This window comes from Paraburkholderia sp. BR10954, from assembly GCF_040965775.1.
GTDB classification, from domain to species: domain Bacteria; phylum Pseudomonadota; class Gammaproteobacteria; order Burkholderiales; family Burkholderiaceae; genus Paraburkholderia; species Paraburkholderia youngii.
In genome coordinates this window covers 113013-135708 of record NZ_JBFRCK010000025.1, presented here as the reverse complement: position 1 = coordinate 135708, position 22696 = coordinate 113013, and the positions used below count along the sequence as shown (strand labels likewise).

At 64.5% G+C, this 22696-nt stretch carries 21 protein-coding genes, 1 other RNA gene and 1 pseudogene; 9 read left to right on the top strand and 14 right to left on the bottom strand.

Features of this window, described 5'->3' with window-relative positions; all coding sequences use genetic code 11:
* The 4 genes from AB4Y34_RS28870 to surE form a co-directional block, all read right to left on the bottom strand.
* Window positions 1–648, bottom strand: a 648-nt coding sequence (locus tag AB4Y34_RS28870) for a sigma-70 family RNA polymerase sigma factor (protein ID WP_368717928.1), incomplete at its 3' end; no start/stop codon positions are given.
* An 11-nt stretch (window positions 649–659) separates the two neighbouring features.
* Window positions 660–1610, bottom strand: coding sequence for a peptidoglycan DD-metalloendopeptidase family protein (locus AB4Y34_RS28865; RefSeq protein WP_176368878.1), 951 nt, complete (start codon window positions 1608–1610; stop codon window positions 660–662).
* Between the two features lie 5 nt (window positions 1611–1615).
* Window positions 1616–2830, bottom strand: a complete 1215-nt coding sequence (locus tag AB4Y34_RS28860) for a protein-L-isoaspartate(D-aspartate) O-methyltransferase (RefSeq protein WP_176377863.1) — start codon at window positions 2828–2830, stop codon at window positions 1616–1618.
* Window positions 2827–3585 carry a 5'/3'-nucleotidase SurE gene (gene surE / locus AB4Y34_RS28855; RefSeq protein WP_368717927.1) on the bottom strand — a complete coding sequence of 253 codons (759 nt, stop codon included), beginning with the start codon at window positions 3583–3585 and terminating at the stop codon, window positions 2827–2829. The genes AB4Y34_RS28860 and surE overlap by 4 nt, the downstream gene beginning before the upstream one ends.
* A 225-nt stretch (window positions 3586–3810) precedes the next feature.
* Between surE and AB4Y34_RS28850 the strand changes: the two genes are divergently transcribed.
* A complete protein-coding gene (locus AB4Y34_RS28850) occupies window positions 3811–4785 on the top strand; it encodes an NADPH:quinone oxidoreductase family protein (protein WP_368717926.1) in 975 nt (324 codons plus the stop codon).
* A 78-nt stretch (window positions 4786–4863) separates the two neighbouring features.
* Here AB4Y34_RS28850 and AB4Y34_RS28845 read toward each other — a convergent pair whose 3' ends face one another.
* The 8 genes from AB4Y34_RS28845 to ffs all read right to left on the bottom strand — a co-directional run bounded on the left by AB4Y34_RS28845 (window position 4864) and on the right by ffs (window position 13158).
* A complete protein-coding gene (locus tag AB4Y34_RS28845) occupies window positions 4864–5688 on the bottom strand; it encodes an ABC transporter permease (RefSeq protein ID WP_176377866.1) in 825 nt (274 codons plus the stop codon).
* 72 nt (window positions 5689–5760) lie between these two features.
* On the bottom strand, window positions 5761–6573 hold the full coding sequence (locus AB4Y34_RS28840; RefSeq protein ID WP_176108651.1) for an ABC transporter ATP-binding protein: 813 nt from the start codon (window positions 6571–6573) through the stop codon (window positions 5761–5763).
* Window positions 6574–6648: 75 nt separating this feature from the next.
* Entirely contained in the window at window positions 6649–7686 is a 1038-nt protein-coding gene (locus AB4Y34_RS28835; RefSeq protein ID WP_368717925.1) for an ABC transporter substrate-binding protein, read from the bottom strand.
* A gap of 157 nt (window positions 7687–7843) precedes the next feature.
* Entirely contained in the window at window positions 7844–9085 is a 1242-nt protein-coding gene (locus tag AB4Y34_RS28830) for a CaiB/BaiF CoA transferase family protein (RefSeq protein ID WP_368717924.1), read from the bottom strand.
* A gap of 154 nt (window positions 9086–9239) precedes the next feature.
* Entirely contained in the window at window positions 9240–9836 is a 597-nt protein-coding gene (gene recR, locus AB4Y34_RS28825) for a recombination mediator RecR (protein ID WP_018418135.1), read from the bottom strand.
* Between the two features lie 144 nt (window positions 9837–9980).
* On the bottom strand, window positions 9981–10307 hold the full coding sequence (locus AB4Y34_RS28820) for a YbaB/EbfC family nucleoid-associated protein (RefSeq protein WP_008923976.1): 327 nt from the start codon (window positions 10305–10307) through the stop codon (window positions 9981–9983).
* A 73-nt stretch (window positions 10308–10380) separates the two neighbouring features.
* Window positions 10381–12876, bottom strand: coding sequence for a DNA polymerase III subunit gamma/tau (locus AB4Y34_RS28815; protein ID WP_368717923.1), 2496 nt, complete (start codon window positions 12874–12876; stop codon window positions 10381–10383).
* Window positions 12877–13059: 183 nt separating this feature from the next.
* Window positions 13060–13158, bottom strand: an RNA gene (gene ffs / locus AB4Y34_RS28810) — signal recognition particle sRNA small type.
* A 501-nt stretch (window positions 13159–13659) separates the two neighbouring features.
* Here ffs and trxA point away from each other — a divergent pair.
* The 7 genes and pseudogenes from trxA (at window position 13660) to AB4Y34_RS28775 (ending at window position 20782) form a co-directional block, all read left to right on the top strand.
* Window positions 13660–13986 carry a thioredoxin TrxA gene (trxA, locus tag AB4Y34_RS28805; RefSeq protein ID WP_013089343.1) on the top strand — a complete coding sequence of 109 codons (327 nt, stop codon included), beginning with the start codon at window positions 13660–13662 and terminating at the stop codon, window positions 13984–13986.
* A gap of 284 nt (window positions 13987–14270) precedes the next feature.
* The gene (gene rho / locus AB4Y34_RS28800; protein ID WP_008921615.1) at window positions 14271–15539 is read left to right on the top strand and encodes a transcription termination factor Rho; all 1269 of its coding nucleotides are present in this window, start codon (window positions 14271–14273) and stop codon (window positions 15537–15539) included.
* A gap of 150 nt (window positions 15540–15689) precedes the next feature.
* Window positions 15690–16047 (top strand): annotated as a pseudogene (locus AB4Y34_RS28795) (MFS transporter); the annotation flags it as partial.
* A gap of 14 nt (window positions 16048–16061) precedes the next feature.
* Window positions 16062–16895: a zinc-dependent peptidase gene (locus tag AB4Y34_RS28790; protein ID WP_176108655.1), complete on the top strand. Its 834-nt coding sequence runs from the start codon at window positions 16062–16064 to the stop codon at window positions 16893–16895.
* Between the two features lie 178 nt (window positions 16896–17073).
* Window positions 17074–17337, top strand: a complete 264-nt coding sequence (locus AB4Y34_RS28785; protein WP_012400355.1) for a type B 50S ribosomal protein L31 — start codon at window positions 17074–17076, stop codon at window positions 17335–17337.
* Window positions 17338–17642: 305 nt separating this feature from the next.
* Entirely contained in the window at window positions 17643–19400 is a 1758-nt protein-coding gene (locus tag AB4Y34_RS28780) for a glycosyltransferase family 39 protein (RefSeq protein ID WP_176377868.1), read from the top strand.
* A 2-nt stretch (window positions 19401–19402) separates the two neighbouring features.
* Complete coding sequence (locus tag AB4Y34_RS28775; protein ID WP_176377869.1) at window positions 19403–20782, top strand: MATE family efflux transporter; 1380 nt, start codon at window positions 19403–19405, stop codon at window positions 20780–20782.
* A 125-nt stretch (window positions 20783–20907) separates the two neighbouring features.
* Here the strand turns inward: AB4Y34_RS28775 and AB4Y34_RS28770 are convergent, their stop codons facing one another.
* Together AB4Y34_RS28770 and AB4Y34_RS28765 are read right to left on the bottom strand one after the other, a co-directional pair.
* Window positions 20908–21318, bottom strand: a complete 411-nt coding sequence (locus tag AB4Y34_RS28770; protein WP_176108658.1) for a carboxymuconolactone decarboxylase family protein — start codon at window positions 21316–21318, stop codon at window positions 20908–20910.
* Window positions 21237–21764 carry a MerR family transcriptional regulator gene (locus AB4Y34_RS28765; RefSeq protein WP_176377870.1) on the bottom strand — a complete coding sequence of 176 codons (528 nt, stop codon included), beginning with the start codon at window positions 21762–21764 and terminating at the stop codon, window positions 21237–21239. The genes AB4Y34_RS28770 and AB4Y34_RS28765 overlap by 82 nt, the downstream gene beginning before the upstream one ends.
* Window positions 21765–22075: 311 nt before the next feature.
* Here AB4Y34_RS28765 and AB4Y34_RS28760 point away from each other — a divergent pair, with 311 nt between their 5' ends.
* Window positions 22076–22648 carry a helix-hairpin-helix domain-containing protein gene (locus AB4Y34_RS28760; RefSeq protein ID WP_176119897.1) on the top strand — a complete coding sequence of 191 codons (573 nt, stop codon included), beginning with the start codon at window positions 22076–22078 and terminating at the stop codon, window positions 22646–22648.
* Window positions 22649–22696: the final 48 nt, after the last annotated feature.

Below are 22696 nucleotides of genomic sequence, written 5' to 3'. Positions count from 1 at the left end.
CATCGAGTTCTTTTCCAGATGGCGCTTCGCGCGCAACACCTGGTTGAGCTCACGAATCACATGCACCGGTAAGCGCACGGTGCGCGCCTGGTTCATGATCGCGCGCTCGATGCTCTGGCGAATCCACCATGTCGCGTAAGTCGAAAAACGGAAGCCGCGCGTCGGATCGAATTTTTCGATTGCGTGCATCAGCCCGAGATTGCCCTCCTCGATAAGATCGAGCAGCGGCACGCCGCGATTCAGATAACCCTTGGCAATGCTGACGACCAGCCGCAGATTGCGCTCGATCATCACCTGCCGCGCTTCGAACTCGCCGGCCTTGGCAAGGCGCGAATATTTCTGCTCTTCCTCGACGGTGAGCAGCGGCTTCACGCTGATGCGGTTTAGATAATGCTGGATCGTGTCGGCCGTGAGTTCGGCCTGCAGGAGTGCGCGGAAATCGTCGGCGTCGGGCACGGCGTCCCCGGTGCTTTCGCGCGCGTCGGCGCCCTCGCTGTCGTCGAGGCCGCTCTGGCGTTCGTCGAGATCGCGCTCCTCGACGATCTCTTCTTCCACTTCCGAAGCGCCGCTTTCGTCCACTGCGGCGGACGTGACTTCGCTGATCGTCTCAGACTCGGCTTGCGGCGGGCGGCGCTTCGATTTCGGCATGGTCGTATCGCTTATTGCGGCGGCAAATACTTCAGTGGGTCGACTGGTTTACCCTGTCGGCGAACTTCGAAATGCAACATCACGCGGTCGGAATCGCTATTGCCCATCTCAGCGATCTTCTGCCCCTTCGTCACCGCGTCCCCCTCTTTTACCATCAAAGCGCGGTTGTGTGCATACGCGGTGAGATAAGTTGCATCATGCTTGATGATAATGAGATTGCCGTAACCACGCAGCCCATTTCCCGCATAGACGACGCGACCATCGGCCGACGCTTTAACCGGCTCGCCCGCGGAGCCGCCGATATTGACGCCTTTGTTGGTCGAGTCGTTGAAGGTGTTGAGCAGCGGACCGCGCACTGGCCATGCAAATGCTACGTTGCCCGCCGCCGCGCTGCCGAGCTCGGCGTTCGCCGCAGAGGAATTGGCCGGAGGCGCAGCTACCGCGCCGTTCGCGGGCGTACCGTTCGTCGCGCCGCCGTAGAGCGGCGGCATCGCGGCGCCGACCGCGGCCGGCGCGTTGCTGTTCAGCGGCGCGCTTTGCACCGCGCCCGTGCTGCCGATCGGCGCGGTCGACACGCCCGGCGTCATGGCCGCGGTATTCGCACCCGGCGGCACGACGCGCAGCAGCTGGTCGACTTCGATCTGATTCGGATTGGTCAGGTTGTTCCACGTCGAGATGTCGCGGTAATTCTGGCCGTTTTCGAGCGCAATGCGGTACAGCGTATCGCCCGGCTTGACGCGATAGTAACCGGGCGGCGGCGGACCGAGCGGCACCGCCGGTTGCGCCGCGCCCTGCGCGGTGGAGAGCACGCCGCCGCCGGAGCGGTCGACGACGGGCGCCTGGTCGAGCCGGGATGCACAGGCCGTCATCAACAGGGACAAGGCGAGCACGCACACGCTGCGCTGGGTTACGGTCAGGGGGGTATTCGGGGTGGTTCTCTGCATCGCGCGCAACATACTCATCGGTGTCAAATCACTCCGGATTTTAAGGGTACAAAGAAAACGCGATCAAGCCGCGACTCGCGCCATTGCGCGGGCCCGAGGCGCTCGACCAGCGTCAGCACCTGACTCTGTCCTTCCTGCGAGCCGACCGGCGCCACCAGACGTCCGCCGATCGCAAGCTGCTCGAGCAGCGCCTGTGGAACGTCGAGCCCTGCAGCCGCGATCACGATCGCGTCGAACGGCGCCGCCGACGGCAAACCGAGCCGCCCGTCGCCGTAATGCAGCCGGATATTCGGAATGCGCAGCGGACGCAGATTCGTCTTCGCGCGCTCGGACAGCGGCTTGATGCGTTCAATCGAATAAACCTCGCGCGCGACCTGGCTCAGCACCGCTGCCTGATAGCCACAGCCGGTGCCGATTTCGAGCACCGTGTTCGGCGCGCGCCCGGCCGCCGCGAGTTCGATCATCCGCGCGACCACGGACGGCTTCGAGATGGTCTGGTGATGACCGATCGGCAGCGCGGCATCTTCGTACGCCTGGGCCGCAAGACCCGGATCGACGAACATGTGGCGCGGCACCGCCGCCATCGCGTTCAGCACGCGCTGGTCGCTGACGCCATTGGCTCGCAGGCGTTCGACCATCCGTTCGCGAACCCGTTCCGAGGTCAGCGCGAGGGCGTTGTTCATCGCGCTGCTGCTTGCGCCGCCGAATGCGCCGCTCATCGCACCGGCTAGCGCGGCGTTCGACGCGGGTTTCGCGCCTTGCTGCGGTTGCGGCTGAAGTGGTGGTGTCGGACGTGCGCTGTGTGCAGACGCACGCGTCGAGGTTTTGCCTGGCTTGACCGACGACTTCGGTGCTTGCTTGACAGGCTGACCCGCCAATGCGCTGGACAACGAGTTCGCCGCTGTCTTTGCGACTGGCGCGGCCTGCGGCTTCGGCGGCATCGCCCCGGTGGTTCCGGTTGGCGTGCCCAACGTAGCGATTTGCGTCTTCGCCTGGGGAATCACCTGGGGTCGCGTCGCCGGCGTTGACGTTGCTTGAGCAGCAGCGGAGGTCCTCGCTTGCGCTCGTGCGGCCGCGCCGCCCTGCGTCGGTTTCGCCGACTGCTGCCGCGCATTCAACGCCGCGCTCGCCGCGAGCGCCGCCGCGCGCATCTCCCCCGGACGTCCCTCGGGCCGGCGCGGTTCGCGCACCAGGTCCTCGAGACCTAGCGGAAAGCGCTTCGCGCGCTCGCCAGTCATGAACTGCCGCTCCCGGCGCGTAGCCAGTCGCGCGCCGCGGGCAGCATTTGCGTGTAGGTCAGATCGAGCTGCAGCGGCGTGATCGACACGGCGCCGTTCGCGACCGCGTGGAAGTCCGTGCCTTCGCTCGCGTCGCGCGCCTGGCCCGAGGCGCCGATCCAGTAGATCGGTTCGCCGCGCGGATTGGTTTGGCGGATCACCGGCTGCGACGGATGACGTTTGCCGAGTCGGGTGATCTCCCAGCGGCGCAGGTTGTCATACGGCAGGTTAGGAATATTGACGTTCAGCAGCGGATGTCCCGGCAACGGCCGCTCGAGATAATGCGCGACGATTTCGGCGGCAACGCGCGCCGCGTCTTCGAGATGCACCCAGTCTTTGTCGACCAGCGAAAACGCGATGGCCGGCACGCCGAACATGATGCCTTCGGTGGCGGCCGCGACGGTGCCGGAATACAGCGTGTCGTCGCCCATGTTCTGGCCGTTGTTGATACCCGACACGACGAGGTCCGGTGTATGGTCGAGCATGCCGGTCAGTGCGATGTGCACCGAGTCGGTCGGTGTGCCGTTCACGTAGTAGAAGCCATTCGCCGAACGCAGGACCGAGAGCGGCCGCCACAGCGTCAGGGAATTCGACGCGGCGCTGCAGTTCTGTTCGGGAGCCATCACGGTGACGTCGGCGATCGGCTTCAGCGCTTCGTAAAGCGCGGCGAGGCCCGGCGCCAGATAACCGTCGTCGTTGCTGAGTAGGATTCGCATGCGCCGATTGTAACCGAGGAAAGATGGCACGCGAACGACATGGTCGGCGTCTCTGCATGGCGCGCACGAGCGTCGTGCGAGCCGGGTTTATTCAGGTGCGCGGAGGCTTGTGCCGAACGCAAGGATGCTGCTTTGAGCCGCAATCCGCAGCGCAATGAATCGTACGGTCGTGCGCTTTGCTTTACACTCGAAACCGTTGCGAACCCTGAACGATATGGAGCCACGATGCGCGCGATTCGCTGCAAACAGTACGGGCCACCCGAGAGCCTGGTCGTCGATAACCTGCCGGATCTCGAACCGCCGCCAGGCCATGTCGTGATCGACGTGAAGTCCGCAGCCGTCAATTTTCCCGACGTGCTGATCATCGAGAACAAATACCAGTTCAAACCGCCGCTGCCGTTCACGCCGGGCTCGGAAGCCGCGGGCATCGTACGCGCGGTGGGCGAAGGCGTCACGCAGTTCGGGCCCGGTTCGCGCGTGGCCGCGTTCACCGGCTCCGGCGGTTTCGCCGAACAGGCGCTCGCACCCGCCGCAGCCTGCGTGCCGCTCGACGACGATGTGTCGTTCGAACTCGCGGCCGCGTTCACGCTCGCGTATGGCACCTCGCATCACGCGGTGGTCGATCGCGGCGCGCTGCAGCCTGGCGAGACGATGCTCGTGCTAGGCGCGGCCGGCGGCGTCGGGCTGGCTGCGGTCGAAATCGGCAAGGCGCTCGGCGCGCGCGTGATCGCGGCGGCATCGAGCGACGAAAAGCTCGCGACCTGCGTCGAGCACGGCGCGGACGCGACGATCAACTACAGCAGCGAGGATCTGCGCGAGCGCATCAAGGCACTCACCGACGGCAAAGGCCCGGACGTGATCTACGACCCGGTCGGTGGCGTGTATGCGGAGCCGGCGTTTCGCAGCATCGGCTGGAGGGGGCGTTATCTGGTGGTCGGCTTTGCCAACGGCGAGATCCCGAAGCTGCCGCTGAACCTGATGTTGCTCAAGGGCGCAAGCGTAGTCGGCGTATTCTGGGGCGATTTCGCGAGGCGCGAGCCGCAGCGCAACCGTGCGGCATTCGAGCAGATGACCGGCTGGATTCGCGAAGGCAAGCTCAAGCCCTATGTGTCCGCCCGCTATTCGCTCGACGACACCGGCCGCGCGTTGCGCGACATGGCCGAGCGTCGCGTGATCGGCAAGGTGGTCATCACGCCGTAGCGCATCCAATCAGGCAGCATGAAAAACGGCGCGGCGCCCGAAGGCGATTTCGGGCGCCGCGCCGCTTGCGATCCACACTCACAGCTTCTCGGTATCTCCGGTGCGCGGCTGCCACTTCATCAAACGCCGCTCCGCGATCCCGACGATCGCGTCGAGAATCAGCGCGAACGCGGTGAGCACCAGAATGCCCGCGAACACGGTGTTGATATCGAAGGTGCCTTCGGCCTGCAGGATCAGATAGCCGACGCCGCGCGCCGAGCCCAGATACTCGCCCACCACCGAGCCGACGAACGCCAGCCCCACCGACGTATGCAGGCTCGAAAACACCCAGCTCATCGCGCTCGGCAGATACACGAAGCGCAGCAGCTGTTTGCGGTTCGCGCCGAGCATGCGCGCGTTCGCGAGCACGACCGGGCTCACTTCCTTCACGCCCTGGTAGACGTTGAAGAACACGATGAAGAACACCAGCGTGACGCCGAGCGCGACCTTCGACCAGATGCCGAGGCCGAACCACACGCCGAAGATCGGCGCGAGAATCACGCGCGGCATCGAGTTCGCGGCCTTCACGTACGGATCGAACAGCGCGCTCGCGATCGGCGCGAGCGCGAGCCACAAGCCGACGCCGAGCCCGATCGCGGTGCCGAACACGAACGCGAGCACGGTCTCGACGAGCGTGATCCACAGGTGCAGATAAATCTCGCCGCTCGTGAACCACTCCCAGATCCGCTGCAGCACTTTCTGCGGCTCGCCGAAGAAGAAAGCCGCCTTGTTCGGATCGTCGAAATAGAACGGCGGCACCAGCGTCGGGCTCGTCAGCACGTACCACAGCACGAAGCACAGCACGAGCAGCAGCCACTGCCAAATCACCAGATTCGCCCGGTTTGGGCGCAACGTCTTCCACATGACTTTGATTGCCTCGGACGATTGTTGAACGCGTCTTCTCTATTGATGCGCATGCAGGGATGCGCGACACGCTTAAACAGCAGTCAGTTGCTGCTGATACCCCTTGAGCACTTCATCGCGCAGCACGCCCCAGATCTGCGCATGCAATTCGACGAAGCGCGGATGCGAACGGATTTCGGCGACATCGCGCGGCCGTGGCAGATCGATCCGGAACTCGCCGATCGGATGCGTGGCGGGGCCGGCCGACAGCACGACCACGCGATCCGACATCGCGATCGCTTCGTCGAGATCGTGCGTGATGAACAGCACCGCCTTGCGCTTCGCGGCCCAGAGGTCGAGCAGTTCGTTTTCCATCAGCTGCCGAGTTTGAATGTCCAGCGCGGAAAACGGCTCGTCCATCAGGATGATGTCGGGATCGAGGATCAGCGTTTGCGCCATCGCGACGCGCTTGCGCATGCCGCCCGACAGCTGATGCGGATAGCGGTCGCCGAAGCCGCCGAGTCCGACGCGCTTCAACCACTCTTCGGCCTTCGCGCGCGCGTCTGCGGCCGACATGCCGCGAAACGACAGGCCGGCCATCACGTTGTCGAGCGCCGAGCGCCACGGCATCAGCGCATCGGCCTGAAACATGTAGCCCGCGCGGCGATTCAGGCCATCGAGCTTTTCGCCGAACACGCTGACCGCGCCCGTCGATGGCTGCAGCAGCCCCGCGCCGATGTTCAGCAGCGTGGACTTGCCGCAGCCAGTCGGCCCGACCACCGACACGAACTCGCCCGGCTCGATACGCAGCGTCGTGTCTTTGACCGCTGTGTAGCGCTGCGCGCGGTTGTCGCGCGCGGCGAACGTGCAGGTGATGTTTTCGAGCGCCAGGGCAGCAACGGTCATCGTACGGCTCGCTTCAGGGATCGGGTTTGCGGGGAGATGTCGCGGCGACGCTGGAGAACGCGCGCGCCGCGTCGTTTATGCCTTGACGGTCGTCAGCGCCTTCTTCACGAAGTCGTTGGTCCACGTCTTCGTCAGATCGATCTGCGCGTTCTGGATCATCGGATCGAACGCTTTCAGCGTCTTCAGCGACGTCGCGGGGCCGTCGGCGGGCATCAGGCCGTCGGGCGACATCGCTTCGCGCACGTGCTGCCACGCGTCGAGATAGAGTGCGCGGTCGCCGAGCAGATAGCTCTCCGGCACCGTATTGATCAGTTCGCTGCCGCTCGCGTTCTGCAGCCACTTGAGCGCGCGCACCATCGCATTGGTCAGCGCCTGCGTGGTGTTCGGGTTCTTCGTGATGAACGACTGCGACGCGTACAGGCAGCCCGCCGGCATGTCGCCGCCGAACACCGTGTGCGTGTCGGCGAGCGTGCGCGTATCGGATACGACGCGCACTTCGCCGGCGCGCTCGAGGCGCGTGACGACCGGATCGAGATTGGCGATCGCGTCGATCTGGCCGGACTGCAGCGCGGCGATTGCACCGGCACCCGCGCCCACGCCGATGAACGCGACGTCTTTCGGACTGAGCCCGGCTTTCGCGAGCACGAAGCTCGCCATGATCGACGTCGACGAACCCGGCGCGGTCACACCGATCTTCTTGCCCTTCAGATCGGCGATCGACTTGAAGTTCGGCATCGTCTTCTTCGACACCGCGAGCACGATCTGCGGCGCGCGGCCTTGTAGCACGAACTCACGGAACATCTGCTTTTGCGCCTGCAACAGCAGCGTGTGTTCGAACGCGCCGGAGACCACGTCGGCGCTTCCGCCGACTGCCGCCTTCAGCGCCTGCGAGCCGCCCGCGAAGTCGGAAATCTCGACTTCGAGCCCTTCGTCCTTGAAGTAGTTGCGGCGCTCGGCGATCGTCAGCGGCAGGTAGTAGAACAGGTTCTTGCCGCCGACCGCGATGGCGACCCTGGTGGTCTCGGGTTTGGCCTGAGCGAAAGCGAACGGTGTGGCCGCGAGCGAGGCGCCCGCGAGCGCCGCACCGCCGGCGAGGAAGGTTCTGCGTTGCATGGTCCGTTGTCTCCAGATTTTTTTAGTCCGGCTTTTGACCGCCCGGGTGCGCGTTGCGCACGCGCTTGGGCACGGTGTGGCTTGCCGGTCGCGCGGAGCCGATCGTGCGTCAGCGCCGCGCTTTAAGCGCTCTTCTCAATGCGTTGCACCGTGCGCATCAGACGATCTGTTGCGCCCGCAACCGCGCGATGCCGTCAGCATCATAACCCAGTGATTGAAGGACTTCATCGGTATGTTCACCCAGTTCCGGCCCTAGCCAGCGCGTCTCGCCGGGCGTCGCCGACAGCTTCGGCGTGACCGTAGGCAGCGTGATTTCCTTGCCGTCCCGCCACTTGAAACGCTGGATCATCTGCCGCGCGATGAACTGCGGATCGGTGAACATATCGGCGACGCTGTAGATGCGGCCCACCGGTACATCCGCCGCGTTCAGCACCGCGAGCGCTTCGTCGATCGTGCGCGTGGACAGCCACGCGGCGATCGCGGCGTCGATTTCCTGGGTGCGCGGCACGCGGCCGTCGTTATGCGCGAGCGCCGGATCGTTCGCGAGATCGTCCCGTTCGATCGCAATCATCAGCCGCTTGAAGATCGGATCGCTATTGCCGCCGATCACGATGCTGCCGTCGCTGCACGGATAAGTATTGGACGGCACGATGCCCGGCAGTGACGCGCCGGTACGCTCGCGCACCATCCCGTAGACGCCGTATTCGGGCACCACGCTTTCCATCATGTTGAAGACGGCCTCGTACAGCGCGACGTCGACGACCTGCCCCCTGCCGCCGTTCACCTGCTTGTGATGCAGCGCCATCAGCGCGCCGATCACGCCGTGCAGCGCGGCGATCGAATCGCCGATCGAAATGCCGATACGCGGCGGCGGCAGATCCGGATAGCCGGTGATATGGCGCAGACCGCCCATCGATTCGGCGATCGCACCGAAGCCGGGCCGGTCGCGATACGGACCCGTCTGGCCGTAGCCCGACAGACGCACCATTACCAGACCGGGGTTCTCGGCGGACAGCACGTCGTAGCCGAGCCCGAGTTTTTCGAGCAGCCCCGGCCGGAAATTCTCGACGACGATATCGGCCTCTTTCGCGAGCCGCCGCACGATCTCTTTGCCCTCTTCGGCTTTCAGGTTGATCGTGACGGACTTCTTGTTGCGCGCCTGCACGGCCCACCACAGCGACGTACCGCCCACTTCCGGATACAGCTTGCGCCATTTGCGCAGCGGGTCGCCGCCTTTAGGGTCTTCGATCTTGATGACGTCGGCGCCGAATTCGCCGAGAAAACGCGCAGCGAACGGCCCGGCGATCAGCGTGCCGAGTTCAAGCACCTTGACGCCGGCGAGCGGACCGCGTGCGTCATGCGGTGCGGTGCTCGCGCCTGAATCGGGGGTGGCGCTCATGAGTCTCCTTTGTCGGCCAGAGTTGGTGCACAGCGCTTGCTCTGGTCCCCTGCAAGTGGGTTGCATGGTTTTGTATCGCCATGCGCACGGTCCGCACGGCTGGCGACGACGCGTGTCTTCACGGGTACCACGCCGGCCAACGCAAGCCGCGTGGCTACATCGAACGACGGTCGAGCATCGCGCGCGCGATCGTGCCCGCGTCGACATATTCGAGCTCGCCGCCCACCGGCACGCCGCGCGCGAGACGCGTGACGGCAAGGCCGCGCGCCTTCAGTGTCTGTCCGAGGTAATGCGCGGTGGCCTCGCCTTCGTTGGTGAAATTGGTGGCCAGCACGACTTCCTTGACGACGCCATCCGACGCGCGCTTCACGAGCCGGTCGAAATGGATCTCCTTCGGGCCGATGCCGTCGAGCGGACTCAACCGCCCCATCAGCACGAAATAGAGGCCGCGATAGGTCATCGTCTGTTCGAGCATGATCTGGTCGGCCGGCGTTTCGACGACGCACAGCAGCGACGGATCGCGCTCCTCATCGAGGCAGACCTCGCAGATCTGCGCTTCGGTAAACGTGTTGCACTTTTCGCAGTGACGCAGATGCTCGGTCGCGAACAACAGCGAGCGGCCGAGCTTTTCGGCGCCTTCGCGATCGTGTTGCATCAGGTGATATGCCATGCGTTGCGCGGACTTCGGCCCGACACCGGGCAGCGCGCGCAGCGCTTCGACGAGCGCCGACAGGGCGGAAGGTTGTTTCATGCGGATCGGCGTCGACGTGGGTGGTGCTCGGGTGGGCGAATCGGGATGCAGGGTGGTGCTCGGGGACCGGGGCGCGCTTTCGCACCGCGGCAATGAACCGCCGCGGCGCTCACCCGCTCCAGCCTGCTCTCAATTAGAGCAGGTTTAGAACGGCAGCTTGAAGCCCGGCGGCAGCGGCAGGCCGGCGGTCATGCCGCCCATCTTTTCCTGCGCGGTCGCCTCGGCCTTGCGCACGGCGTCGTTGAACGCCGCGGCGACGAGATCTTCCAGCATGTCCTTGTCGTCCGCGAGCAGGCTCGGGTCGATTGACACGCGGCGCACGTCGTTCTTGCAGGTCATCGTCACCTTGACGAGACCGGCACCCGACTGCCCCTCGACTTCGATCTGCGCGAGTTGCTCCTGCATCTTCTTCATGTTTTCCTGCATCTGCTGGGCTTGTTTCATCAGCCCGGCGAGTTGGCCTTTCATCATGGACGTGCTCCTTCTAGATAGCGTGAAATCTGGCATTCCGGCGCCGCGCTGCGACGACGCCGCGAACGATGAATCAGTGGGCCGGCGCCGCGCCGTTCGGAGCGGCGTCCGGGGTAATCGGGCGGATCGAGCCCGGCACGATGCTCGCGCCGAATTCGCGAATCAGCGACTGCACGAACGGATCGGCGCTGATTTCGCGCTCGGCCTCCTGCTGGCGCTGCGCGCGCAGCTTCGCGTCGTGCGCTGCAGCGGTACGGCGCGCCGGGCCGACTTCGACCTGCACGTCGACGTTCTGGCCGAGCCGCTCGACGAGCGCTGCTTTCAGTTTAGCGACCTGCGACGCTTCCGCGTATTGCGGCACCGGCACGTTGAGCTTCAGCGTGCTGCCTTCGAGCGCCATCAGTTCGCTGTTGAACGCAAGCTGATACGAAATGCCCTTCAGCGGCAGATCGACCGCGAGCGCGGGCCAGTCGCCGGTGAAACCGAGCGGATCGAGCGGCACCGCGGGCGGCAGCGGGCGTGTGTCGACGACCGGCGCCGGTGCGGCGGCCTGCGCGGCCGGGCCGCCCATGCGGACGTCGTCGGGGCCGTGGTCGAACACCGGCACGAAGTTGTCGTCTGGCGGAATGAAGTACGCGTCGTCCGCGGCCGACAGCGGCATGTAGTCGTCGGGCGGCATGTCGTCCCAAGGTGGGCTCGACGGGCTGGTCTGTTGCGCGTTGCCGCTTGCGCCGGTGTGGGCGTCTCGGATGGGCGCAGCCTGCGCGGCGCTGTCTTGCGACGCGCGGCGTGGCGCACCGGGGGTCGGCACCGGCACGACCACGCGCGGCGCGGCGGAATTCGGGGCGACCGGCGCGGCCGGCTTCGCGGGCGCGGGCGTGTTGGGGCGGCCACGGTCGGACGATACTTTCATGCCGGCGTTGCGCAGCACGTCGAGCGCGGCGCTCGCGCCGCCCGCGCGACGCGGCGCGGAGTCGGCCGAGGCCGCCGGTGCCGGCGTTGAAGCGGGTGCAGCGAATTCCTGGCGCGCTTCCGGCTCCGGTGCCGTGGCCTCTTCCGCGCGAGCCAGCGCGCTCGGCGCGGACGCAGGTGCGAGGTCAGAAGCCTGATTCGAGACCGGCGCAGTCGAACCGGCGATCGCGGCGCCATCATTCGGGGGCGAGTCTTCCCAAGGTGCCAGCGGACGTGCCGACCGAGCCGGTGCGTCTGTCACGCGCGCTGCTTCAGCTTGCGCGGTGTCGGCTGCGGGCTTCGCGATCGGCTTTGCAACCGGCGCGGTCGATTTCATCGCATCGCCCGGTTCCTCGCCGGCGACGCCCACCTGAGGTCCGCGAGTCGGCGCAGCGGCTGCCATGGCCGTCGCGGACGAAGGCGTCAGCGCGCGCAGCGCGGCAACCGTCGGTGCACCAGAACGCTTCGCACCGGCGCCGGCCGCACCGGTCTGCGCGCCAGCGGCTCCCGCCGCCCCACCGCCGCCGCCTGTCGGCGCCGGCTCGAACGCGAGCATGCGCAGCAGCGTCATCGTGAAGCCCGCGTATTCGTCGGGCGCGAGGCCCAGCTCGCTTCGGCCGATCGTCGCGATCTGATAGAACAGTTGCACCTGCTCGGCGCTCAATGTGTCGGCGAAGCGGCGCAAGTCGGCCGCCTCCGGCCATTCGTCGAGCACCGACGAAGGCGCGAACTGCGCCCACGCGATCCGGTGCAGCAGGCTCGCCAGATCCTGGAGCGCCGTCGAAAACGACAGGCTGCGCAAGGCCATTTCATCGGCGACCGCGAGCACCGCCGCGCCGTCGCCCTGCGCGAGCGCGTCGAGCAGGCGGATCAGATAGCTTTGGTCGAGCGCGCCGAGCATGCCGCGCACCGCGTCTTCGCTGACCTGGTTCGCCGAATAAGCGATCGCCTGATCGGTCAGCGATAGCGCGTCGCGCATCGAACCGTCGGCCGCGCGCGCGAGCAGGCGCAACGCCTGCGCCTCGTGAGGCACGTTCTCTTCGCCGAGAATGCGTTTGAGATGCGACACGATATGGCCGGCCGGCATCTGCTTCAGATTGAACTGCAGGCAGCGCGACAGCACGGTGACAGGAATCTTCTGGGGGTCGGTGGTCGCGAGGATGAACTTGACGTGCGGCGGCGGCTCTTCGAGCGTCTTCAGCATCGCGTTGAACGCGTGGTTCGTCAGCATGTGCACTTCGTCGATCATGTAGACCTTGAAGCGCGCATCGACGGGCGCATACACCGCGCGCTCGAGCAGCGCGGCCATTTCATCGACGCCGCGATTGCTCGCCGCGTCCATCTCGACGTAATCGACGAAACGCCCTTCATCGATCTCGCGACACGCACGGCACACGCCGCACGGCGTCGACGTCACGCCGGTCTCGCAATTGAGTGCCTTCGCGAAGATGCGCGACAGCGTGGTCTTGCCGACGCCGCGCGTACCTGTAAACAAATAGGCATGGTGCAGACGGCCGCCGTCGAGCGCATGGGTGAGCGCGCGCACCACGTGCTCCTGTCCGACGAGCGAAGCGAAATCCTTCGGCCGCCATTTGCGTGCGAGAACTTGATAGGTCATCCGGAAATTGTATCAGTAACAATGGCGCGCAAAACCGATTCGGCAAGACGCGCGAACCCGCGACACGGCCACGACGATGCTCAGTCCGAACACGGCGAACGATCAATATTGAAGCGGGGAATACTATGAATGACAGCCTGCGGAGAATCCGTGAGAACGGCCGCGGAGAAAGAAGCAAAGGAAGGTGACGAGCCCGACCCTCGGCACTGGTGGAAAACGGCTGTGGCTGCTTCGTTCCCGACCTGACCAGGTTGACCATCCCTCCATGCGAGGAGGCCCGTCACGAAAGATTCTATCATTGCCGCGCGCATTGTGCGACTGTTGATATGCGCAAAACGCGAACGACGCTACGCTTCGCATACTGATAACGTCCGCTTGCTGCACGCCGCCCGACGTCATCCCAGCCGCCGCAACGACACCCGCCACGCAAGGCACTTGAGTTCGCCGGGCCCGCCACCATTTAGATTGCAACGCGGTATCCGTGTGCCGCAGACACCGGCCGACGCCGCGGCGGCGACCTATTAGCCCCACTGACCTAATGAGTACTATCGCCATCGGCAACGCATAGCGAATTAAGCTACACTGCCAGTTGAAAGACCCGCATACGCGACTCTTTCCGCGCATTCCGTGAAAATCCGGCATTTTTTCAGACGGTTTTTCTGATTTTCATAGGCATGCGCGGCGGGTTCCCGGATGCGGCAAAGCGAACGGAAATTTTCCCGGTTTTTGACGTATCGTGGCGAGCAATTCAGGCGGGCCTCGAACCGACAGAGGTATTCATAAATGAGCGAACAAATTAAGCATATTAGCGACGCATCGTTCGAACAGGACGTCGTGAAATCCGATAAACCCGTGCTGCTCGATTTCTGGGCCGAATGGTGCGGTCCCTGCAAGATGATCGCGCCGATCCTCGACGAAGTCGCGAAGGACTATGCCGATCGTCTGCAAGTCGCGAAGATCAATGTCGACGAGCATCAGTCCACGCCGGTCAAGTTCGGCGTGCGCGGCATCCCCACGCTGATCCTGTTCAAGAATGGCGCCGTCGCCGCTCAGAAGGTCGGCGCTCTGTCGAAGTCGCAACTCACCGCGTTCCTCGACGGCAACCTGTAAGACATACGGAAGCACGTCGCGGCGCTCGCGGGTTGATCGCGCGCCGCGACCAGTCGAGAATCGGGCGCATCGGTGGATGCAAACCACCGCGCCCGCCGGTCAGGCGTGTTGTCAACCGGCAACACGCTTTACGACAAAGATGCCACTCCGCCGCACTGGCGGAAATTGGCGTGTGCTATGCTAGAATCCAGAAAACGTCGAAAAGACGTGTAAGTCTTTGAGCGGTTCCGCTCACCCTCCTCCCAGATTTCATTTCGTCGCACCTTCTCCTGCGGGTTCTCCGTATGCATTTATCCGAGCTTAAGACTCTGCACGTGTCCCAATTGATCGAGATGGCCAATGGCCTCGAGATCGAAAGCGCGAACCGCCTGCGCAAGCAGGAATTGATGTTCGCCATTCTAAAAAAACGAGCCAAAGCGGGCGACACGATCTTCGGCGACGGCACCCTCGAAGTGCTGCCGGACGGTTTCGGCTTCTTGCGTTCGCCGGAAACCTCCTACCTCGCCAGCACGGATGATATCTACATCAGCCCATCGCAAATCCGCCGCTTCAATCTGCATACGGGCGACACGATCGAAGGCGAAGTGCGCACGCCGAAAGACGGCGAGCGCTATTTCGCGCTGGTGAAGGTCGACAAGGTCAACGGCCAGCCGCCGGAGGCCTCGAAGCACAAGATCATGTTCGAAAACCTGACGCCGCTGCACCCAAACAAGGTGCTGCTGCTCGAACGTGAAATGCGTGGCGAAGAGAACGTGACGGGCCGCATCATTGACATGATCGCGCCGATCGGCAAGGGCCAGCGCGGCCTGCTCGTCGCCTCGCCGAAGTCGGGCAAAACGGTGATGCTTCAGCACATCGCGCACGCAATCAAACAGAACCATCCCGACGTCGTGCTGTTCGTGCTGCTGATCGACGAGCGCCCGGAAGAAGTGACGGAAATGCAGCGTTCGGTGGCGGGCGAAGTGATCGCCTCCACGTTCGACGAACCCGCCGCGCGTCACGTGCAGGTCGCCGAAATGGTGATCGAGAAGGCCAAGCGCCTCGTCGAAATGAAGAACGACGTCGTGATTCTGCTCGACTCGATCACCCGTCTCGCGCGCGCTTACAACACGGTGGTACCGGCCTCCGGCAAGGTGCTCACGGGCGGTGTCGACGCGAACGCGCTGCAGCGTCCCAAGCGCTTCTTCGGCGCGGCGCGCAACATCGAGGAAGGCGGATCGCTGACCATCATCGGCACGGCGCTGATCGAAACCGGCAGCCGCATGGACGACGTGATCTACGAAGAGTTCAAGGGCACCGGCAACATGGAAGTGCACCTCGAACGCCGTCTCGCCGAGAAGCGCGTCTACCCGTCGATCAACCTGAACAAGTCGGGCACGCGCCGCGAAGAGTTGCTGATCAAGCCCGAAGTGCTGCAGAAGATCTGGGTGCTGCGCAAGTTCATTCACGACATGGACGAAGTCGAGTCGATGGAATTCCTGCTCGACAAGATCCGCCAGACGAAGAGCAACTCCGAGTTCTTCGACATGATGCGTCGTGGTGGCGGCAGCTAACGCGCAACGTTCGTGCTGGCCGTAGCGGCCGGCAACTGCACAGCATGAAAAACCGCTCGCAGATTGCGAGCGGTTTTTTTCGCCAGCTATATCGCGGGTGGCGTCAATGCACCGCCGGATGAGCTCTTGTGGGCGTCGAGCGCCTATGCGCTCGTGTTGCTGTTCATCGCGCAGCTAGTCGCGATTCTGACTTTCCGCATCTTCGCGATCGAAGAGTTCACATACGGCTACCGGTTGAAAAACATCGTGTGGCAGTTGACCATCTCCTTCGCGACCGCCTCGATGATCATCATCGAACAGCACCGGCTCGCGCTGCATCAAAGTCGCCTCGCGGAGTCCGTGAATCCGTACAATTCGATCTACCAGAACACGCTCGCGAATCGCGACGATCAGCCGGTCGGTCGCGCGGCAGGCCAATTTCCTCGCGTCGCTCGACGGCTTCCATTTTCTAATCGGCGTCACGATATGCGGCGGCCTGTTCGCCGCGTGGCAAAAACAGATCGACTGAAGGTGGGCTCAAGCATGCTGTCGAAACTCACGAACTGGCTGGGCACACGGCGTCGCGAGCGCGCGCTGCGCGATTACGCGATCGACGATTCCTTATGGCAGGCAACGCTCGCCGGTCTGCCCTTTCTCACACATCTGGAAGCCCCCGATCTCGCGCGGCTACGCGAGCTGACGAGTCTCTTCCTCGCGCAGAAGGAATTCTCGACCGCGCACGAGCTCGAACTGACCGATGCGATGACGGTCGGCATCGCCGCTCAGGCGTGCCTGCCGGTGCTGAACCTGAGCCTCGATCTGTATCGCGGCTGGGTTGGCGTAATCGTCTATCCGGGCGAGTTCGTGATCCGCAAGACCGTCGAGGACGAAGACGGCGTCGTGCACGAGATCGAACACGACGCCAGTGGCGAGGCGTGGGAAGGCGGCCCGGTGGTGCTGTCGTGGGAAGACGCGCAGATGACCGACGGCAGCGACGCATACAACGTCGTGATCCACGAGTTCGCGCACAAGATCGACATGCTGAACGGCGAAGCGGATGGCCACCCGCCGCTGATGCGCCGCTGGCACGCGCCGCTCGATGCGCAGGCATGGGCCGACGTGTTCGACCACGCATACGATCATTTCTGCGCGAAAGTCGACGCTGTGCCCGAGCGACGTTGGACGCGTTTCGAACGCGAGTCGCTGATCGATCCGTATGCGGCGGACCATCCGTCGGAATTCTTCGCCGTGTGCAGCGAGGCGCTGTTCGTGAAGCCACAAGCGTTCGAGGCGGAGTATCCGGAACTGTACCGGCTGCTCGCGCGCTACTATCGGCAAGATCCTGCGCGCGTCGGATTGACGTTCACGCCGGTTTGAGAAGCTGCAAACGGGCGCCGCTTGCGCCGCAATAGAATCTGGTGGCAGAAAAATCGCCAAGCGACTGATTTTCTGGCATAATCGCGGTTTTTCGACCGTAGGCAAGTGGCTCGCGCCTGAAGGCAGTCTAAATTAAGACTGCACGCGGGTTGGCTACCGCCAGATTAAAGGAAAGACCATGAAAGAAGGCATTCACCCGGATTACCGCGAAGTCCTGTTCATCGATATGTCGAACGACTTCAAGTTCGTGACGCGCTCGACCATCCAGACGCGCGAAACCGCGGAATTCAACGGCAAGACCTACCCGCTCGCAAAGATCGAAGTGTCGTCGGAATCGCACCCGTTCTACACCGGCCAGCAAAAGATCATGGACACGGCCGGCCGCGTCGAGAAGTTCAACAAGAAGTTCGGCGCCCGCGCTTCCGGCAAGGCAGCAAAGTAATACCGCGACGGTCCCGGCTTCCGGCCGGCAACGGAGCAAACAGAAAGGGCAGCGCGAGCTGCCCTTTTTTGTCGCCTGCGCGTGGGCGGCCGCTGGGTCGCATACCCGCGATGGCATAACCCGGAACCAGCACACCGCGCTTTCACGACACCTGTTACAGGTTGTCCATCGACGTTGCCGGGCGTTACCGGCCGTGACGTGCATCGCACCGCACGACTACAATGCCGGATGCTCGAAACGGGCCCTCCCGCCCTGACTTGCCGGACCGCTCCGGCTGCATCGTTTATCCAGACTCCACACACCGCATGAGACCTGTCGTCCGCCTCACCGCCTCTGCGACCAGTGCGTTGCCGCGCTGGCTGCTGCTGGCCATCTGTATCCTCTACGCCTCGTTCGGCCTGTTCGGCCGCGATCCGTGGAAGAACGAGGACGCAGCCGGCTTCGGCGTCATGTGGACGATGGCGAATGGCGGCGCGCACGACTGGCTGCTGCCTAACCTCGTCGGCAAATATCTGACCGAGGACGGTCCGCTCGGCTACTGGCTCGGAGCGAGCGCGATCCGCGTCCTCGCACCGTGGGTCGACTCGAGCAACGCGTCGCGCGTGTTCACCGGCCTGTTGTTCTGCGCGGGCTGTGCGTTCGTCTGGTACGCGGCGTACCTGCTCGGCCGGCGCGCCGAAGTGCAGCCGTTCAAGTACGCGTTTGGCGGCGAGCCCGAACCGCGCGACTATGGCCGCACGCTCGCCGATGGAGCACTGCTCATCCTGCTCGCGTGCTTCGGCCTCGCCGAGCGCGGCCACGAAACCACGCCGCAGCTCGTCCAGTTCGTCTGCATCGCGATGCTCGTCTACGGCCTCGTGCGCATGATCGATAAGCCGATCCAGGGCGCGCTGATCTGGGGCCTAGCGATCGGCCTCGTCACGCTCGCGAGCAGCCCGGTGCTGGTCGGTGCGCTGCTGCTCGGCACGCTCGCGATGACGCTGATCGTGCGCGAAACGCGTTCGCGCTGGCTGCTGCTCGCGGGTCTGCCCGTCGCGCTGGTGCTCGCGGTATCGTGGCCGATCATCGCGCTTGCCGCATTCCCCGACGACGCCGTCTGGTATCTGAACCAGTGGCTGCACGTGAGCCTGAGTTCGTTCGCGGGCCCACCCGGCTCAGTCGCCGCCTATGCGCTGAAAAACCTGCCGCTCTTCACATGGCCCGCGTGGCCGCTCGCGCTGTGGTCGTGGTTCAGCTGGAAGGGCCTGCGGCGCGCGCCGCATGTGGCGATTCCGCTGTCGGTGATCGGGCCGCTGTTCGTGCTCGTGGTGCTGCAAAGCCATCAATCGAATCGACTCTACATGCTGCTGCTGCCGCCGCTCGCGGTGCTCGCCACTTTCGCGCTGCCGACGCTCAAGCGCGGCGCGATCAACGCGATCGACTGGTTCGCGCTGCTGAGCTTCACGATCCTCGGCAGCTTCGTGTGGGCGGTGTATGTGGCGAGTCTGACCGGTTTTCCGCACCCGCTTGCGCGCAATCTCGCGCGGCTCGCGCCCGGCTTCGTGCCGCAGTTCAAGATTCTGTCGTTCATCTGCGCGATCGCGGTGACCGTCTGCTGGTTCCTGCTGGTGCGCTGGCGTCTCGCCCGTCATCCGAAGGTGTTGTGGCGCAGCGTGGTGCTGTCGAGCGCCGGCACGACGCTGATGTGGGTGCTGCTGATGACGCTGTGGCTGCCGGTCGTCAACTACAGCCGGACTTATCGCGACGTCGCGCAGCAGATCGCCAACCACTTGCCCGATGACTACACCTGCATCTCGCCGGTACGCCTCGGCAATGCGCAGATCGCGACGTTCGCGTATTTCGGCGACATGCATTTCTCGTTCGACCAGGACTGCGACGTGATCCTGCGTCAGGACTCGCAGGACTACGGCGACCCGAGCGCGCTGCCCGACTACATCTGGAAGCTCGTGTGGGAAGGCCGCCGCGCGGCCGACCGCGACGAGCGCTTCCGCCTGTACGTGCGCATCGACCGTCCGAAGCCGCCGCCCGGCAAGCACCGCAACTGGCACAAAAAGCCCGACTGACCATGTTCGCCGACGTACGGAAAATCGCCGCGCTCGCGTGGCCCGTATTGATCGGCCAACTGGCCATCATCGCGTTCGGCGTAATCGATACGGCGATGGTCGGGCGCTACTCGGCCGTCGATCTGGCCGCCCTCGGTCTCGGCTCGTCGATCTACGTCTCGGTCTATATCGGCCTGACCGGCATCCTGACCGCGCTGCAGCCGATCGCCGCGCAACTGTACGGCGCACGCCGCTACGACGAGATCGGCGAAGAGGTGCGCCAGTCATGGTGGCTCGCCGCCGCGCTGACCGTGATCGGCTTTCTGATCCTGTACTTCCCCGGGCCGCTGTTGTCGTTGTCGCACGTGCCCGACGCGCTGCACGAGCGCACGCTCGCGTATCTGCGGATTCTCGCGTTCGGGCTGCCCGCCGGCCTCGCGTTCCGGGTCTACAGTTCCGTTGCCAACGCGCTCGGCAAACCGCGGCTCGTGATGTTCCTCCAGATCGCCGCGCTGCTGCTGAAAATTCCGCTCAATACCTGGTTCATTTTCGGCGGCCTCGGCATGCCGGCGCTGGGCGGTCCGGGCTGCGCGCTCGCGAGCACGCTGCTCAACTGGGCGCTCGCGGCGCTTGGCATGCTGCTGCTCGCGCGCGTCGACGATTTCAAGGCGCTCGGTATCTTCACGCAATTCTGCTGGCCGGTCTGGAAGCGCCAGGCCGCACAACTGCGGCTCGGTATTCCGATGGGGTTGTCGTATCTGATCGAGGTCACGTCGTACACGTTCATGGCGCTCTTCATCGCGCGCTTCGGCACGACGACGCTCGCCGGGCATCAGATCGCCGGCAATATCGGCGCGGTGCTGTATATGACGCCGCTGTCGATCGGCATCGCGTCGTCGACGCTGGTCGCGCAGGCGCTCGGCGCGCATCGGCCGCAAGCGGCGCGCACGCTGTCGCGTCACGGCATCGCGATGGCGGTCGCGCTCGCGTGCTGCTATGGCGCGCTCGTGCTGGTGCTGCGGCCGTATATCGTCGACGGCTATACGACGAACGCGCAGGTCGCGGCGAAGGCGTTGCCACTGGTGCTGATCGTCGCCTGCTACCACCTGTTCGACGCTTTGCAGATCACGACCGCGTTCGTGCTGCGCGCCTACAAGGTCGCGGTCGTGCCGACCGTCATCTATGCGGTCGCGCTGTGGGGTGTCGGGCTCGGCGGCGGCTATGCGCTCGGCTTCGATACGACCGGCCTCACGCCGTCCTGGCTCACCGGCGCGCGCGGTTTCTGGGTCGCGAATACCGCCAGTCTCGCGATTGCCGGGGCCGGCTTGCTCGTTTATTGGCGGATCGTGAGCCAGCGCTATTTGCGCAAGACCGCTGCAGTCCGGGTTGATTCGGCTGTATGAGGCGATGGGGGCTCAGGAAGGCCTCGAATCGAACTGATGGGACCGTTAGTTGCACCCCGAAACCGGGGGGTGAGACTCTAGCTGTCCTGCATCCGCCATCCCTCTCCCCGTGCAGATCAGCCCTCTCACGCCGCGCACGCGGCCTCCCCCTCGCGATCCCTCGCCTCGAATATTTCGCGCGCCGCGAACAACGCATTGAGCGCGGCCGGAAAACCCGCATAGAGCGCCATCTGCATGAACACCTCGACGATCTGCTCGCGCGTGCAGCCGACGTTCAGCGCCGCCTCGATATGCACTTTCAACTGCGGCTGCGCACAGCCGAGGGTCGCGAGCGACGCGATCGTCGCAATCTCACGCGTGCGCAGATCGAGCTGCGGCCGGCTGTAGATGTCGCCGAAGCCGAATTCGATCAGCAGGCGCCCGAATTCCGGCGCGATCGGTGCAAGCGCGGCGATTACCTGCTCGCCCGCCGAACCGTCGATTTCCCTGAGCTTGTCCCATCCGCGCGTGTAGCGGTCGTTGTCTGCGTAGTCCATTGCAAGTCCTCATTGGCGTGTGAGGACGACGAGGCTTCGTCGTCCTGTCGTGCCGGATCGGGCTCAAGCGCGCCGCTCGTGGCTGCCTCGTAGTACGCGATCTTGTCGTCGATCGCGCCGAGGTTGCTCTGCAGTTCGGCGATCCGCGCGAGCAGCACGGTGCGATGCGCGACCAGCAGGTCGCGGCGCTCGCGCATCGTCGGATGGCCTTGCGCGCGCAGCGCGGCGATCTGCTGCATGCCGGAAATCGACATGCCCGTCGTCTTCAGACGCATCACGAAGCGTAACCAGTCGAGATCGGCTGGCGAGTACAGCCGGTGCCCCGCCTGCGTGCGCCCGACCGGCCGGATCAGGCCGGCCTGCTCGTAATAGCGCAGCGTGTGCGTGGATACGCCGATCGTTTCGGCGACCTGACCGATGGTGAGCGCGGTTGAGTGTTTCGACATGACAGACTCAGGTTAGGACTTCGAGTGCACTCTAAGTCAAGCGTCGGACGGTGTCATCCGCCGGCGTTACCCATTCTTTATCGCAAGCGCTTTATCGCGACCGGTATCGACCGATAAATTCACCGGAATTGCATGCGGCTAAAAGTTTTAAAGATTGTGTGGCCGGATTTACTTGTCATCGATCGATCGGTATAAATCGACCGCTATCTCAAATCGGGTCTGCGATTTGTTCTATGCTTAAACGCAGCGCCCGCTGACAGGATAGGTCGTCCGTTCCCGGCTAACTTTTTGCCCTCAATGGAGTGCTTGCCATGCTGAAGAAGCTTTTCATGCTTTGCGTCGCTGTGGCTTTGTCGCTATCGGCCGGATTTGCCGCGGCCGTGGAAGTGAATACCGCCGATCAGGCCGCGCTCGAATCGGTCAAGGGCATCGGCCCCGTGCATGCGAAAGCGATCCTCGACGAACGCGCCAAAAACGGCCCGTTCAAGAATGCCGACGATCTCGCCGCGCGCGTGAAGGGCCTCGGCCAGAAATCGGTCGAGAACCTCGAAGCGGCCGGACTGACGATCAACGGCTCGTCGGCGCCGCCGACCGGCGCGAAAACGTCGGCCAGGTCGGCCACGAAGACGACGCCAGCGGCTCCCGCGGCAACCACCGCCGCCGCGCCCGCCGCCACGACGGCAGCGCCGGCCGCGGCTGCTCCCGCCTCGGCCGCGAAGCCGTCGAAGTCGAAGAAGAAGGCCGCTGCATCCGACGCGACAGCCGCTGCGGCGCCGGCCGCCACGGCAGCTAGCGCACCGGCCGAAGCATCCGGCACCAAGGCTTCGAAGAAGAAAGCGAAGAAGAGCAAGGCGGCATCCGCCGCGGCCGCGTCCGGCGCTTGAGGCCGCGCGGGGCGGCCGCCCTTGCGTTTCACCGCGACGCGCAACCGC

Excerpts from the sequence above, each read along its gene's own strand:
- AB4Y34_RS28865 (WP_176368878.1), bottom strand. The coding sequence starts at position 1,610 with ATGAGTATGTTGCGCGCGATGCAGAGAACCACCCCGAATACCCCCCTG.
- AB4Y34_RS28860 (WP_176377863.1), bottom strand. The coding sequence starts at position 2,830 with ATGACTGGCGAGCGCGCGAAGCGCTTTCCGCTAGGTCTCGAGGACCTG.
- surE (WP_368717927.1), bottom strand. The coding sequence starts at position 3,585 with ATGCGAATCCTACTCAGCAACGACGACGGTTATCTGGCGCCGGGCCTC.
- AB4Y34_RS28850 (WP_368717926.1), top strand. The coding sequence starts at position 3,811 with ATGCGCGCGATTCGCTGCAAACAGTACGGGCCACCCGAGAGCCTGGTC.
- AB4Y34_RS28845 (WP_176377866.1), bottom strand. The coding sequence starts at position 5,688 with ATGTGGAAGACGTTGCGCCCAAACCGGGCGAATCTGGTGATTTGGCAG.
- AB4Y34_RS28840 (WP_176108651.1), bottom strand. The coding sequence starts at position 6,573 with ATGACCGTTGCTGCCCTGGCGCTCGAAAACATCACCTGCACGTTCGCC.
- AB4Y34_RS28835 (WP_368717925.1), bottom strand. The coding sequence starts at position 7,686 with ATGCAACGCAGAACCTTCCTCGCCGGCGGTGCGGCGCTCGCGGGCGCC.
- AB4Y34_RS28830 (WP_368717924.1), bottom strand. The coding sequence starts at position 9,085 with ATGAGCGCCACCCCCGATTCAGGCGCGAGCACCGCACCGCATGACGCA.
- recR (WP_018418135.1), bottom strand. The coding sequence starts at position 9,836 with ATGAAACAACCTTCCGCCCTGTCGGCGCTCGTCGAAGCGCTGCGCGCG.
- AB4Y34_RS28820 (WP_008923976.1), bottom strand. The coding sequence starts at position 10,307 with ATGATGAAAGGCCAACTCGCCGGGCTGATGAAACAAGCCCAGCAGATG.
- AB4Y34_RS28815 (WP_368717923.1), bottom strand. The coding sequence starts at position 12,876 with ATGACCTATCAAGTTCTCGCACGCAAATGGCGGCCGAAGGATTTCGCT.
- trxA (WP_013089343.1), top strand. The coding sequence starts at position 13,660 with ATGAGCGAACAAATTAAGCATATTAGCGACGCATCGTTCGAACAGGAC.
- rho (WP_008921615.1), top strand. The coding sequence starts at position 14,271 with ATGCATTTATCCGAGCTTAAGACTCTGCACGTGTCCCAATTGATCGAG.
- AB4Y34_RS28790 (WP_176108655.1), top strand. The coding sequence starts at position 16,062 with ATGCTGTCGAAACTCACGAACTGGCTGGGCACACGGCGTCGCGAGCGC.
- AB4Y34_RS28785 (WP_012400355.1), top strand. The coding sequence starts at position 17,074 with ATGAAAGAAGGCATTCACCCGGATTACCGCGAAGTCCTGTTCATCGAT.
- AB4Y34_RS28780 (WP_176377868.1), top strand. The coding sequence starts at position 17,643 with ATGAGACCTGTCGTCCGCCTCACCGCCTCTGCGACCAGTGCGTTGCCG.
- AB4Y34_RS28775 (WP_176377869.1), top strand. The coding sequence starts at position 19,403 with ATGTTCGCCGACGTACGGAAAATCGCCGCGCTCGCGTGGCCCGTATTG.
- AB4Y34_RS28770 (WP_176108658.1), bottom strand. The coding sequence starts at position 21,318 with ATGGACTACGCAGACAACGACCGCTACACGCGCGGATGGGACAAGCTC.
- AB4Y34_RS28765 (WP_176377870.1), bottom strand. The coding sequence starts at position 21,764 with ATGTCGAAACACTCAACCGCGCTCACCATCGGTCAGGTCGCCGAAACG.
- AB4Y34_RS28760 (WP_176119897.1), top strand. The coding sequence starts at position 22,076 with ATGCTGAAGAAGCTTTTCATGCTTTGCGTCGCTGTGGCTTTGTCGCTA.